The organism is Tessaracoccus sp., assembly GCF_016714275.1.
In the GTDB taxonomy this organism is placed as follows: Bacteria; Actinomycetota; Actinomycetes; order Propionibacteriales; family Propionibacteriaceae; genus Arachnia.
The window spans coordinates 1,632,720-1,646,763 of the sequence record NZ_JADJNP010000001.1 but is presented as its reverse complement, the minus strand read 5'-3'; the positions used below and the strand labels follow the sequence as shown (position 1 = coordinate 1,646,763).

General features: G+C 66.9%; 10 protein-coding genes. 6 read left to right on the top strand and 4 right to left on the bottom strand.

The window, feature by feature from the left end; translation table 11 throughout:
* Positions 1-274: 274 nt before the first annotated feature.
* Both IPJ61_RS07590 and IPJ61_RS07585 read right to left on the bottom strand, forming a co-directional pair.
* The gene (locus IPJ61_RS07590) at positions 275-3,067 is read right to left on the bottom strand and encodes an FAD-binding and (Fe-S)-binding domain-containing protein (protein WP_297104958.1); all 2,793 of its coding nucleotides are present in this window, start codon (positions 3,065-3,067) and stop codon (positions 275-277) included.
* A gap of 5 nt (positions 3,068-3,072) precedes the next feature.
* Positions 3,073-3,528 carry a MarR family winged helix-turn-helix transcriptional regulator gene (locus IPJ61_RS07585; RefSeq protein WP_297104955.1) on the bottom strand — a complete coding sequence of 152 codons (456 nt, stop codon included), beginning with the start codon at positions 3,526-3,528 and terminating at the stop codon, positions 3,073-3,075.
* A gap of 112 nt (positions 3,529-3,640) precedes the next feature.
* On the opposite strand from IPJ61_RS07585, the gene IPJ61_RS07580 reads away from it, so the two are divergent.
* Genes IPJ61_RS07580 through araB form a run of 3 tightly spaced genes read left to right on the top strand, consistent with a single transcriptional unit; the run spans position 3,641 to position 8,049 of the window.
* The gene (locus IPJ61_RS07580) at positions 3,641-5,473 is read left to right on the top strand and encodes an AMP-dependent synthetase/ligase (protein WP_297104952.1); all 1,833 of its coding nucleotides are present in this window, start codon (positions 3,641-3,643) and stop codon (positions 5,471-5,473) included.
* Complete coding sequence (locus IPJ61_RS07575; RefSeq protein ID WP_297104948.1) at positions 5,474-6,340, top strand: acyl-CoA thioesterase; 867 nt, start codon at positions 5,474-5,476, stop codon at positions 6,338-6,340.
* 59 nt (positions 6,341-6,399) lie between these two features.
* A complete protein-coding gene (gene araB / locus IPJ61_RS07570) occupies positions 6,400-8,049 on the top strand; it encodes a ribulokinase (protein ID WP_297104946.1) in 1,650 nt (549 codons plus the stop codon).
* Between the two features lie 32 nt (positions 8,050-8,081).
* Here araB and IPJ61_RS07565 read toward each other — a convergent pair whose 3' ends face one another.
* Together IPJ61_RS07565 and arfA are read right to left on the bottom strand one after the other, a co-directional pair.
* The gene (locus IPJ61_RS07565) at positions 8,082-9,005 is read right to left on the bottom strand and encodes an arabinan endo-1,5-alpha-L-arabinosidase (RefSeq protein WP_297104942.1); all 924 of its coding nucleotides are present in this window, start codon (positions 9,003-9,005) and stop codon (positions 8,082-8,084) included.
* Positions 9,006-9,106: 101 nt separating this feature from the next.
* Positions 9,107-10,603: an arabinosylfuranosidase ArfA gene (arfA, locus tag IPJ61_RS07560; RefSeq protein WP_297104939.1), complete on the bottom strand. Its 1,497-nt coding sequence runs from the start codon at positions 10,601-10,603 to the stop codon at positions 9,107-9,109.
* A 241-nt stretch (positions 10,604-10,844) separates the two neighbouring features.
* On the opposite strand from arfA, the gene IPJ61_RS07555 reads away from it, so the two are divergent.
* From IPJ61_RS07555 to IPJ61_RS07545, 3 genes are all read left to right on the top strand, one after another.
* Positions 10,845-12,194, top strand: a complete 1,350-nt coding sequence (locus IPJ61_RS07555; protein ID WP_297104936.1) for an ABC transporter substrate-binding protein — start codon at positions 10,845-10,847, stop codon at positions 12,192-12,194.
* 66 nt (positions 12,195-12,260) lie between these two features.
* A complete protein-coding gene (locus IPJ61_RS07550; protein WP_297104934.1) occupies positions 12,261-13,193 on the top strand; it encodes a carbohydrate ABC transporter permease in 933 nt (310 codons plus the stop codon).
* A gap of 13 nt (positions 13,194-13,206) precedes the next feature.
* Entirely contained in the window at positions 13,207-14,043 is an 837-nt protein-coding gene (locus tag IPJ61_RS07545) for a carbohydrate ABC transporter permease (RefSeq protein ID WP_297104931.1), read from the top strand.
* The last annotated feature ends 1 nt before the right edge of the window (position 14,044 follow it).

Genomic DNA, 14,044 nt, shown 5'->3' with positions numbered 1-14,044 from the left:
GGCGTCGTAGAGAGCGGAGTGCATAGCCCAAGGAAACGCCGGGGATGAGGAGAAAGCCAGGGGCCTGCCGCGCACTGTTGATAACTCGACTCTGTCTGTGGATAAGGATAGAGGGTGGGTTTTTCGGCGTTCCGCCGAAAAAGTACACCGAAATGCTTCGCAAACCCCCGATTTTGGGAGAACCCTAATGCGACAGCACTTATCCGTCAGGACTTGGTCGGTCAGTGACGAGGGGAGAGGGTTTTGGCGCGGAGGAGAGGCGGGAGGCTGCTTCTCAGTGCGTGGCGAGGAGCTCCGCGAGCGACATCGACGCGCGGCCGGCCAGCGACTGGAGCTGGGTCTGGCAGCTGAAGCCGTCGGCGAGGACGATGGCGTCGGGATGCGCCTCGATCGCCGGGCCGAGGTCGTGCTCGAAGACCTTCACGCTCACGTCGTGGTGGCCGATCTCGACGCCGAAGTTGCCCGCCAGGCCGCAGCAGCCGCCGACGACGACGAGCTCGGCGCCCGTCGTGGCCAGGAGCGCGCGATCCTTTGCCCAGCCCAGCACCGACGCGTGGTGGCAGTGCGGCTGAGCGACGATCGTGTGCCCACGAAGGTCCGGGGCAACGAAGTCGGGGTCATCGGCGAGGAACTCCGCCAGGGTCCGGACCGCGCCGTTCAGCGCCGCGACGTCGGCGTTGTCGGGCAGCAGCTCGGGGGCGTCGCTCCGCCATACCGCGGTGCACGACGGCTCGACGCCGAGGATGGGCACGCCGTCGGCGACGTAGGGGGCCAGCACCCTCGCCGCGTTCGCGAGCTGGCGCCGGGCGCCGTCGAGCTGTCCGGTGGAGATCCAGGTCAGCCCGCAGCACGCGGTCTCGTTCAGGACCTCGGGCTCGTAGCCTAGCCGGACGAGCACCTGCACCATCGCGGCGAAGGACTGCGACTCGAAACAGTCGGAGAACGAGTCGACCCAGATGAGGACGCGGCCCTTCTTGCCCGGCTCAACCAGTGGTAGCAGTGGTAGCTGCGAGCGGGCCGTGCGGGAGGCGAACTTCGGGATCTCGCGGCGGGCGTCGACGCCGGCGGCCCAGCGGAGGGCGCGGCCGAGGCCGGGGGCCTTGCCGACGGTGTTGATCAGCGCGCCGAGGCCCGGCACCGTCGTGATCAGGCGGCCCCAGCGCGGCAGCCAGCCCAGCGCGTAGTGGTTGCGGGGGCGTAGCCGACCCTTGTAACGCTCGTGTGTGACCCGCGCCTTGTAGGCGGCCATGTCGATGCCGGTGGGGCAGTCGCGTGCGCAGCCCTTGCAGGAAAGGCAGAGGTCGAGCGCCGCGTGGACCTCGGGGGAGCGCCAGCCCTGCGAGATCAGCGAGCCGTTGACCATCTCCTGCAGCGCCCGGGCGCGGCCCCGCGTCGAGTCCTTTTCGTCGCGCGTGGCCTGGAAGCTCGGGCACATCACGCCGCCTGCGGCGGTCGAGTTGGCGAGGCACTTGCCGACTCCCGAGCATTGGTGCACGGCCTCGACGAACTCGGCGTCGGTGCTCGACAGTGGAGACCGGCTGGCCGCGACCATGCGCAGGTTCGCCTCGACGGGGTCTGGGTCGACGAGCACACCCGGGTTCATCAGGCCCTTGGGGTCGAAGATGGCCTTGACGGCGCCGAAGATCCGCAGCGCCTCGGCCGAGTACATGTAGGGGAGCAGCGCGGAGCGGGCGCGGCCGTCTCCGTGTTCGCCGGACATCGAGCCACCGAATCGGGCGACGAGGCGGGCGGCCTCGTCGACGAACGCCTTGTACCGCGCTGCCCCGTCGGGCGCCTCGAGGGGGAAGTCGATGCGGCAGTGGACGCAGCCGTCGCCGAAGTGCCCGTAGGGGAGGCCGTGCAGGCCGTGCTTCGCGAGCAGCGCGTCGAACTCGCGGAGGTAGCTTCCCAGGTGCTGCGGCGGGACGGCCGCATCCTCCCAGCCGCCGTACGCCGGCTTCTCGAGGCTCACCCCGGCCAGGCCCGCACCGTCGGCCCTGATCTGCCAGAGCTGCGCGGCGCGGACGGGGTCGTCGACGACCCAGCCCTCCGTCGAAGCGGCGCGCGCGACGATCGCCTCGGCGCGCGCGCGCACTTCGGCGGGATCATCGCCGACGACCTCCAGGAACATCCAGCCGTCGCCCTCCGGCAGCACGCCGACGGCGTCGGGCCCGAACTTCCCGACGACGACGTCGACGATGCGGCGGTCCAGCCCCTCGCAGGCGGTGGGGCGGAAGTCGAGCAGGTTGGAGATGTCGTCGCCGGCGTGGGGCATGCTGGGGTAGCCCAGCGCCACCATCACGCGGTGCGGTGCGTCCGCGACGAGCCGGACGGTGGCACGAACGATCACTCCCAGCGTGCCCTCCGTCCCGGCGAAGAACTTCGGCACGTCGAACCGGCGCTCCGGCAGCAGGTGCTCCAGCGAGTAGCCGGAGACCTGGCGGATGAACGTGCCGAACTCTGTGCGGATCACCCCGAGGTTCGCGGCCACCAGCGCACGCAGTTCCGGAAGGTCGTCGACGCCGAGCGTGACCAGCTCGCCCCTGCCGTCGATGATGTCGAGGCTGACCACGTTGTCGGCCATGCGTCCATAGCCCAGCGCGCGGGGTCCGCACGCGTTGTTGCCGATCATGCCGCCGACGGTGCACCGCGACGACGTCGACGGGTCGGGCCCCAGCCGCAGCCCGAACGGGCGGCCGGCGGACTGCAATTGCTCCTGCACGACACCGGGGTCGATGACGGCGGTGCGGGCCTCGGGGTCTATGGAGTGGATCCGGTTGAGGTGTCGCGCGACATCGATCACCAACCCTGGACCGACGGCGTTTCCCGCGCACGAGGTGCCGGCGCCGCGCGCGGTGATCGGCATCCCGACCTTCAGCGCGGCCCGGACCACGGTGACCAGTTCGTCGGCGGTGCGCGGGCGGGCGACGGCGGCCGGCGCGATCCGGTAGAGCGAGGCATCGCTGGAGTACAGGGCGCGCGTCAGTGTTGAGGTGTCGACGATCTCCGCCAGGTCCCCCAACTCGGCCAACAGCGGAAGCTCAGGGGTGAGGAGGGCGCGATTCACGGCGCCTAGTCTGCCACCGCCAGCACGGCCTCCATCGCGCGGCCCAGGGCGATGTAGTCGTCGGCGTCGATGGCGTCGACGAACACGCGGCGCACCGAGTCGACATGCGCGGGCGCGGCGCGCTCCAGGAGCGCGAGGCCCTTGGGTGTCAGGCACGCCTGCACCCCGCGGCCGTCCGAGTCGCACGCCGAGCGCGCGATCAGGCCGGCGGACTCCATCCGCTTGGCCGTGTGGGTGAGGCGTGAGCGCGAATGGCCCACGGAAGCCGCCAACTCGCCCATGCGAATGGTCTGGCCCGGGGACTCGCTCAGCCGGACGAGCAGCTCGTACTCCGCGAGGCTCAGATCGAATGCCCGGAGTGCTGCCTCCAGGTACTCGTTGATGTGCGCGTTCGCCAGGAGGTAGGCGCGCCAGATGCGCTGCTGCTCCTGGGAGAGCCACCCTGCGACCGGTTCCGACATGCGGCCCACCTTACCATGAAAGTTGATTCTTCAAGCAGTTGTGAGCGAACGTCCTAGTGGTGTGTCCCGGGACCCGTTAGGCTTGCCTCCAACCGATTCGGAGGGTTTCAGCGTGGACATTCGAGATCAGCTCTTGGAGCAGGCAGCCAACAGTGTGGGGGACATGCTGCGGAGGAGGGTCGCCGAAACGCCGAATGGCAGGGCATTCCTTTACCCGCAGGGGACGGCTGAACCCACCAACTGGGTGACGCTCACCTGGAAGCAGACCAACGACATCGTCGAGCAGTTGGCCGCGGGCCTCCTCGCCCGTGGTCTCGCCTACGAGGAGCGGGTCGCGATCTGTTCCAATACCCGCATCGAGTGGATCCTCGTCGACCTCGCCATCGCGGCCGCCGCCGGCGCCACCACCACCATCTACCCGTCGACCGGCCCCGACGACGTCCACTACGTTCTCTCGGACTCCGGGTCGGTCATCCTGGTCGCTGAGGACGCGGCGCAGGTGGAGAAGATCAGCGGCTTCGCAGACCTCGCAGAGCAGATCCGCACGATCGTCGTCATCGACCCCGCGGGCGTCGAGCTGAGCGACCGCATCATCTCCTACGACCAGCTCAAGGCCGACGGCGTCGCCTACCTCGCCGAGCACCCCAGCGCCGTCGACGACTCGATCGCCAGCACCAACCGCGACACCCTCTCCACGCTGATCTACACCTCCGGAACGACGGGTCGCCCCAAGGGCGTGCGGCTCAACCACTTGTCGTGGGTGTACGAGGGTGCGGCCACCAAGCACCTCAACGAGCTCGATGAGAACGACCTGCAGTATCTCTGGCTTCCTCTGAGTCACGTGTTCGGCAAGGCCCTCATCGCGGTGCAGCTGGCCTACGGCTTCGCGTCGGCCGTCGACGGCAGGATCGACAAGATCGTCCAGAACCTCGGCGAGGTGCGCCCCACCTTCATGTGCGGTGCCCCGCGCATCTTCGAGAAGGTCCGCGGCGCGGTCCTGACCAATGCGACGGGCGTCAAGGCGAAGATCGCGCGGTGGGCCTTCTCCGTCGGCTACGCGTCGATCGACGACCGACTGGCCGGCCGCGAGCTGAAGGGCGCGCTGGCGGTCAAGTACAAGATCGCCGACAAGCTCGTGTTCTCGAAGCTGAAGGAGCGCCTCGGGGGCCGCATGCGGTTCATGATCTCGGGCTCGGCGAAGCTCAGCCCGCAGGTGCAGCGGTGGTTCTACGGTGCGGGCATCCTGATCGTCGAGGGCTACGGCGCCACCGAGACCAGCGCGATCGCCACGCTTGACCTCCCGGAGGACCCACACTTCGGCAGCATCGGCCCGGTCCTGCCCGGGATGGAGGCGAAGCTGGCCGACGATGGTGAGCTCCTGCTCCGCGGCCCCATCATCACGCCCGGCTACCACAACCTTCCGGACAAGACGGCCGAGGTCCTCACCGACGACGGCTGGTATCACACCGGCGACATCGCCGAGATCAGCCCCGCGGGCATCATCAAGATCACCGATCGCAAGAAGGACCTTTTCAAGACCTCGGGCGGCAAGTATGTCGCCCCCCAGAAGGTGGAGAGCGCGATCCAGGCGAACATTCCGTACATCGCGCAGTCGATCGCCGTCGGCGAGGGGCGGAAGTTCGTGTCGGCGCTCGTCGTGCTCGACCCCGCGCTGCTGCAGAAGTGGGCGGACAAGCACGGCCACACTGGGAGCTACGCCGAGCTGTCGCAGCGTCCCGAGATCAAGGCCTCCATCGAGCGCCAGATGGCGCGGGTCAACGAGAAGCTCGAGCGCTGGGAGACGGTGAAGAAGTTCGCCATCCTCGACCACGAGCTGACGGTGGAGAACGACGGCGTGACGGCGAACATGAAGATCCGCCGCTCGGTGGTCACGGACAAGTACAAGGACATCGTCGACGGGCTGTACCCGAAGGAAGAAGACTGAGTGTTCGTCGTCGAATGCCCGCTGCGCTGGTCTGACCTCGACGCGCAGGGGCACGTCAACAACGCCGTCATCGTCGACTACCTGCAGGAGGCCCGCGTCGCGTTCCTTCGGCGGGGGCCGGCGTCGGATCTGCTCGACAGCGGGATCATCGTCGTCTCGCACCAGGTGGAGTTCCGCGGTTCGATCTCCTATGAGACTGGGGCGGTCCGGGTGGAGTTGGGGGTATCCGCGCTGGGCGCGGCACGCCTGGAGATCGCCTATCGGGTGTTCGCATCTGAGGGCGCGGGTGCGGCCCGCGAGGTGGTCGCGGCGCGCACGGTGCTGTGTCCTTTCGACTTCGACCTGCAGCGCCCCGTGCGACTGCGGCCGGAATACCGGGCATTTCTGCAGGAGCACAGGATCGACGCCGAGCCGTTCCGGGAGTTGGCGGCGCCTGGCCTCGACGGGCGCGCGACGGCCGTGCCGCTCTTCGTCCGCTGGACCGACCTCGACGCGTACGGCCACGTCAACAACGCGAAGGTCTACGACTACTTGCAGCAGGCGCGCGTCACGGCGACGACAGCCTGGGATCCGACGATGGCTCGCGCGGGCGCAGAGGGCAGCGAGCATCTCTGGCTCGTGGCCCGTCAAGACGTCGACTACATCGCTCAGATCGAGCACCGCCTTGAGCCGTATGCCACGCGCATCGCGCCGGTGCGGTTGGGGACGTCGTCGTTGACGCTGGCCGCGGAGATCATCGACGGCGACTCTGTCCTGGCGCGTGGCCGCACCGTCCTAGTGTGTGCTGACAAGGACTTCCGCCCTGTTCCGCTGACCGAGGAGATGCGTGCGACGCTCGGTTCCTACATCGTTGAAAGCGGTGTGTGACCTCCTGCTAGGGTGAGCGGAAACGGGCCCGGGTCGGGCCCCGTCGAGGAGGACGAGACGTGGCCGACGAGCTGGTGGTAGGGATCGACTTCGGCACGCTGTCGGGCCGCGTCGTTGTGGTCAGGGTGAGCGACGGCGCGGAGCTCGGGACCGCGGTGCACGAGTACGAGCACAAGGTTATGGAGGAGCGATTCACGGCCGGCGACGGGCGTCGGCTGCCCCCGGGGTGGGCGCTGCAGAACCCCGACGACTACCGTCAGGTGCTCCGCACGGCCGTGCGCGAGGCCCTCAGGGATGCGGGCGCCGACCCTGCCGACGTCGTCGGCCTCGGCCTCGACTTCACGGCAGCCACCTTCATCCCCGTCCTCGCCGACGGCACACCGCTCTGTGAGACCGACGAGTTCCACGACAACCCGCACGCCTACGCGAAGCTGTGGAAGCACCACGCCCCGAAGTCGCAGGCAGACCGCATCACGGCGCTCGCCACCGCGCGGAACGAGCCGTGGCTGTCGCGTTACGGCGGACTGGTCTCGGCGGAGTGGGAGTTCCCGAAGGCGCTCGAGCTGTACGAGGAGGCGCCCGAGGTGTACGGCGCCATGCGCTACCTCGTCGAGGCGGGCGACTGGATCGTCTGGGAGCTCACCGGGAGCTATGTCCGCGGCGCGGGCATGGCCGGCTACAAGGGCCTCTACCAGGACGGCAGCTACCCGAGTGCGGAGTTCCTCGATGCGCTCGCCCCAGGGTTCTCGGGCCTCGTTACGGAGAAGCTCGACGTGCCCATCGTGCCGCTGGGCGCGCGGGCCGGGCTGCTGACCGCAGAGGGAGCGGTGCGCACGAGTCTGCGCGCGGGCATCCCTGTCGCCGTGGCGAACATCGACGCGCACGTCACCGCTCCCGCTGCCCAGGCCGTCGACCCCGGCCAGCTCGTCGCCATCATGGGTACCTCGACGTGCCACATCGTGTGCGGCACGGAACTGCGCGAGGTGCCCGGTATGGGCGGTGTCGTCGACGGCGGCGTCGTCGCCGGGAGCTACGGCTACGAGGCCGGGCAGTCGGGTGTGGGTGACATCTTCGCGTGGTTCGTGGACAACTGCGTCCCGGCCTCCTACGCGGAGGCCGCCGCGGCCGCCGGGATCTCGGTGCACGAGCACTTGACCGCTCTCGCCGCGCAGCAGGCGGTGGGCGAGCACGGTTTGGTCGCGCTCGATTGGCACTCAGGCAATCGCTCCGTGCTCGTCGACCACGAGCTGTCCGGCGTCATCGTGGGTCAGACGCTGCGGACGCGCCCCGAGGATCAGTACCGCGCGCTCATCGAGGCGACGGCGTTCGGCACTCGCACCATCGTCGACACCTTCGTAGCCGCGGGCGTCGAGATCACTGAGGTCGTCGCGGCGGGTGGGCTGCTGAAGAATGCGTTCCTGATGCAGCTCTACGCCGACGTCCTGCAGCTACCCATCGCCACCGTCGGTTCCGCGCAGGGCGGGGCGCTGGGGTCGGCCATCCATGGCGCGGTTGCGGCCGGCCGCTATCCGGACGTCCCGACGGCGGCCCGTTCGATGGGCCGGCGCGGCGAGAAGACCTACCTGCCGAACCCCGGCAACGCCGCGGCCTACGACCGCCTCTACCGCGCCTACACCCGCCTCCACGACTGGCTCGGCCGCGAGTACCGCGACCTGATGCACGACCTAAGAGGTTCCGCGGGCAGGTAGCCGCCTGTTGCGACGAGTAGTCCTGGTGACGACTAGGAATCCTCGGGTGCGGTGGTTTGCAGGATCGGCCAGCCATCAGCTGTCCACCCCAGTTCACGGAGAGCCAACCGAGGCTCGCCGGCAAGGGCGGCGTCGTAGTAGTGAAAGGCCATGACGTTGCCGGACACCGACTGCCCTCCCGGTCCGATCCGGTCGCCCTCAGCCTCCAGCAGGAGCGTGCCGCCGCCTTCGGAGAGAGCGACGCCGTCTGCGTCGAGGTAGGGTCCTTGGACTTCGCGGGCACGCCCGACGTTGATGTTGTAGGTGCTCGCGGTGCCTCTGCAGCATGAGTCGAACGACACGAAGAGGTAGTACCACCCGTCGCGGTGCAGCAACGCGGGCGCCTCGATGGCGTTCGGCGGCGAGCCGCGGTCGGCGATCGTCGCCGGCTCTGCACCCACCGGGGGCTTGCCTGAAGGAAAGTCGATGGGGAGTAGCTGGATCCCGCCCCAGAACGAGCCGAAGGCCATCCATCCTTGGCCGTCCTGGTCGATCAGGAGGGTGGGATCGATGGCGTTGTAGTTGCGCGTGCCGTCCGAACTCCACACTTCGCCGCGGTCGATCCACCCGTCGGACGGCCGTTCCGGGTCGAACGAGTCGTTGGTCCGGAGTCCGATGGCGGAGGTATTCGACCCGAACGTGGAGACCGCGTAGTAGAGGTACCACGTGCCATCGTGGACAAGGACCTCAGGTGCCCAGAAGTTCTCGACGCCGGTGATCTTTTCCACGGCCCAGACCGGCTCCGTCGAGGGCGTCCACACCACCCCGGCGTCGGTCCATTCCCTGCCGTCGGGTGAGGTCCGGAGCTGGATGGCGCCCAGGCCGACCCGCAGGTCGCCGGTCGAGAAGACCAGCCAGGGACGTGTGGAGGTGCCGACGACCAGGCCCGGATCATGCACCCGGGTGTCGCCCGACACAGGAATCTCGATAGCGACCGGTCGAGCCGCGGATTCTGGTTGGCTGCATCCTGCGAGAAGCGTTGCGCATCCTAGCGCGGCGGCCGCCCAGTGCCGAGAGCTCACCGGGCCAGCCTGAGCATCGTCCAGGAGACCGGGGGGAGGGTGACGGCCACCCCTGTCGTGTGGAGGACCGCGGTGTCGTTGGACCGAGGGGCCACGGTGGTGTCGTCCGTCGGGCTTGCCTGCCACCGCGGATCGTCGTGAGCGAGGGTGATCGCCTCGACCAACCGATGGCCAGGTGGCACGGCGATCTCCATCGCGACGGCCTCTCGCTCATGGCGGTTGACCATGAAGATCGCCCCTTCGTCGGAGTCCCAGGTCGCTACGGCATCGACGGCCTGGACCGTTCCGAACTCCTGGCTGGCGATCGTGGGTCCGTCGAGAACGACCCGGAGGACTTTCCCCTTCGCGTATGCGGAGGTGAGGGCGAAGGGATGGAAGATTGTTTGCTTCCACGTTGGGCCGCCGGGCTCGGCCATGATGGGCGCGATCACGTTGACCAGCTGCGCCAGGCTGGCCGACCATACCCTGTCGGTGTGGCGAAGCAGCGAGATCAGGAGGTTGCCGACGACGATGGCGTCGGCAACCGAGTAGTTGTCCTCTAGGAGCCTGGGAGCGACCGGCCAGTCGTCCCCGGTTGGAGGGAGCGAGGGCGTGCGATCCTGGTACCAGACGTTCCACTCGTCGAACGAGATCCCGATGACCTTTTCGCTCTTTCTGGCGGCGCCCACGGCGTCGGCGGTCGCGGCTACCTGGTCGATGAAGCGGTCCATGTCCTCGGCGCTCACAAGGAACTCCTGGAGGCCGGCCTCCTTCTCCCAGTAGTAGGCGTGTGCAGAGATCATGTCGACCTGGTCCCAGGTCTCGGAGAGTACCTCGCGCTCCCACTCGCCGAACGTCGGCATCGCTCGGCCCGAGGAGCCGCAGGCGACGAGCTCCAGACTCGGGTCGATCATTCGCATGGCTCTGCCGGTCTCGGCCGCGAGGCGGGCATACTCGGCCGCCGTCTTGTGGCCGATCTGCCATGGGCCGTCCATCTCGTTGCCGAGGCACCACATCCTGACGCGGTAGGGCTGGTCGGCCCCGTTGGCCCGGCGCTGCTCGGCGAAGTGCGATACGGCTGGCACGTTGCAGTACTCGAGGAGGTCGAGGGCTTCCTGCACGCCGCGGGTGCCGAGGTTGACGGCCATCATCGGTTCGACGCCGGCCTTCTCGGCCCAACGCATGAACTCGTCGGTGCCGAACGTGTTCGGGTCGGAGGAGTGCCACGCGAGGTCCAGGCGGTGGGGTCGCCGCTCGACGGGCCCCACGCCGTCCTCCCAGCGGTAGCCGGACACGAAATTGCCGCCGGGGTAGCGGACCGTGGAGACACCTAGCTCTCGGATGAGTTCGAGCACGTCGGTGCGGAGCCCCTCCTCGTCGGCACGAGGATGCCCGGGCTCGAAGATCCCGCTGTAGACGCAACGTCCGAGGTGCTCGATGAAGGAGCCGAAGGTGCGGCGGCGAACGGGGCCGACGACGAAGGTGGGATTGATGGTGAGGCGTGCGGTGCGCAAGGCGGATCAACTCCTGCGTTGATGATAGGTACATCGATGAATCATCATCATGGCAAGCGGATTTCCCTGGGTCAACCCCGTAACTGAGCGTAATTCTGACTCGCTCGACGTCGGTCGCCGGGTTGATATGTTCATCGATTACCTTCAGACTGATACCCAGGAGTAACCCGGTCTTGGCCACCTCGTACATCGCCAAGGAAGGCAATCGCGTGGCCGTGACCCTGAAACGAAAGGGGCGAGTATGTCCAACACAATCTCCCGCCGCTCACTGCTGACCGGCATCGGAGCAACGGCCGTGGCGGCGGGACTGACCGCATGCGGAGGAAGCGGCACGCCCAGCCCGCAGGGCACGTCGGGAACGACGGGCGGCGGCTCCGGAGCAGGGGCGGAGCTCACCTACATGTTCCGCGGCGGAGCGGACGAGCGGGAGGCGTACAACAAAGCCATCGCACAGTTCGAGCAGCAGACCGGAGCGAAGGTGAAGGTGATCGTCACTGACGCGGACCAGTACCGCACCAAGCTCCAGGCGGCCATCGCGGGCAACCAAGTGCCGGACGTGTTTTACCTGGAACAGGGATCTGTCATGGCGTTCGCCAAGAACGGCGTCGTCCGCAGCATGTCACCAGACATCGCGAGTGCCGGCCTGGACATCAGCAAGATCTGGAAGTACGGCGTCGACTCGTACCGTTTCGACGGCGACAGGGTCGGCCAGGGCGACATCTACGGCCTCCCCAAGGACGTCGGTCCGTTCTCCTTCGGGTACAACAAGACCATGTTCGAGAAGGCCGGCATCCCGCTGCCCGACAAGGACACGCCGTACACGTGGTCTGAGTTCCGCGACGTCGCCAAGAAGCTGACCAGCGGCGAGCAGTGGGGGACCGGCCTCAACGTTGTGTGGAACCTCCAGGCGTGGGTCTGGTCGAACGGCGCGGACTGGGCCGACCCCGAACGTCGTACGGTCACCATCGATACACCGGAGTTCGCGGAGGCACTCCAGGACTTCGCCGACATTCAGTTGATCGACAAGTCGACCCCGTCCATCGAGCAGGCGCAGACCATGGACACCTATCAGCGATGGATGCGCGGTCAGATCGGCTTCTTCCCGGTGGGGCCGTGGGACGTGAGCACCTATCAGAAGCTCGACTTCGATTGGGACTTGATTCCCTATCCAGTTGGAAGGACGGGGCAGACGGCCACCTGGCTGGGGTCGCTCGGCATCTCGGTATCGAACAAGACGAAGCATCCGGAACTCGCGACGCAGCTCGCGATGTTCCTCTCGGCGGACGAGGACGCGCAACGCAGCCTCTACCAGGCAGGCATCCAGATCCCCAACCTCGTCGATATGGCGAAGGGGGAGTACCTCGAACAGGAGGGGAAGCCGGAGAACCGGGAGGAGTTCGTCAAGATCGCGGACCGGTACGGCCGTGCGCTGCCGGCGGCGACCACGTGGTCGCCCGAGTGGTACGACGACTTCTGGGTCGACATCCAGCAGGTCCTCGACGGCAAGGTCACAGCGGCGGAATGGCTCCCGGGGGTCCAGACGCGAATGCAGCAGAAGCTCGACCAGGCCAATCAGGCCGCGGGGCGCTGACCATAACCCACTTGACGGGGCGGACCCCTCAATCGGGTCCGTCCCGTCCCAACGTCGGAGAACCGCATGAGCGCACTACTGATCGACACGCCGACACCGCCGCAGAGTCGACGCACATCCACCCTCTACCGCCGGGAGCACAGGGTCACGGCGGCCTTCATCGCGCCGCCGCTGCTGGGCTTTCTGATCTTCGTGATCGCCCCGTTCCTGTACAGCGTCTACGCGTCCTTCACGAACTGGAACATGTTGAGTTCGCCGACTTGGGTGGGCTTCGCCAACTACGTCCAGGCTTTCAACGACCCCTACTTCCTGAAGTCGCTGTACAACACCTTCTTCTACATGATCGGCATCCCGATCGGCCTGGTCATCTCGCTGACTCTCGCTCTGGCGATGAATCGTAGGATGCCGGGTCAGTCGTTCTTCCGATCCATCTACTACGTGCCGGTGGTGTCGTCGCTGGCCGCGGTCTCCATCCTCTGGCAATGGGCGTACAACGGTGACTTCGGCCTCGTCAACCAGGCGCTCGCGGTCTTCGGCATCGACGGCCCCAACTGGCTTCAGGACGTCCGCACGGTCAAGCTGGCCCTGATCATCATGGCGGTCTGGAAGGGTCTGGGATACTCAATGCTCCTCTATCTCGCCGCCCTGCAGAGCGTTCCTCGGACGCTTTATGAGGCGGCGGAACTCGACGGCGCAGGTTCCTTCAAGAGATTCCTCCACATCACGTTGCCCATGGTGCGGCCGGTCACGTTCTTCCTCGTGGTCACGAGCATCATCGGAGGCTCGCAGATCTTCACCGAGATCAACATCATGACCCCCACGGGAGGGCCCGAGTTCTCCTCGGCATCGGTGGTCTGGTACATCTGGCGCCAGGCGTTCTCGAACCTGCAGATGGGCTATGCCTCAGCGATGGCCGTGCTGCTGGGAACCCTCGTCTTCGCCATCACCGCGTTCCAGTTCTGGCTGAACGCGCGCAACTCGCACGAGGGAGTGGAGTGACGTGGCCAGATCGATGAAACAGAGCTACCGCACCGGCAGCATCCTCGTTGCGATCGCCTTACTGATCGGGGGCGTCTTCATGGTCGCCCCTCTGCTCTGGATGGTGTCGACGTCGCTCAAGACGCAGGAGGGCGTGTTCGCGCTTCCCCCTGAGTGGATCCCGCCGGTTCCTCAGTGGGAGAACTATGTGCGCGTCTGGTCGGCAGGTCCGCTGCTTTCGGGCATAAAGAACTCGTTGGTCGTGTCGCTGACCGTGACGATCGTCGGATCGATCACGTCGACGCTGGCTGCTTTCGCGTTCGCGAAACTACGCCTTCCCGGGAAGAACGCGATCTTCCTGGGCATGCTTGCCGGCTTGATGATTCCGTTCCCCACGCTGATGATCCCGCAGTTCGTCATGTTTGCGAACCTGAACTGGGTGGACACGCTGCTTCCGCTGATCATTCCCGGCCTGTTCGGAAACATCATGATGATCTTCTTCCTGCGGCAGTATCTGCACAGCGTGCCCGACTCGCTGATCGAGGCCGCCAAGATCGACGGAGCGGGGTACCTCCGGATCTTCGGATCTTTGATCCTGCCGTTGATCCGGCCGGCTATCGCGGCGCAGTTCATCCTCTGGTTCATGGCGGTGTGGAACGACTATCTCGCGCCCTTGATCTACCTGAACACGCCGGAAAAGCAGACGCTGCAGGTGGTCATCGCGAACTTCAATGCCAACTACGCCATCCAGACGGACTATCCCCTGATCATGGCGGCGTCGGTGATTGCGCTGATTCCGGTCTTCGCGATCTTCGTGGCCTTCCAGAAGCAGATCATCGAGTCGGTCGCGCTGAGTGGCTCGAAGGGCTGAC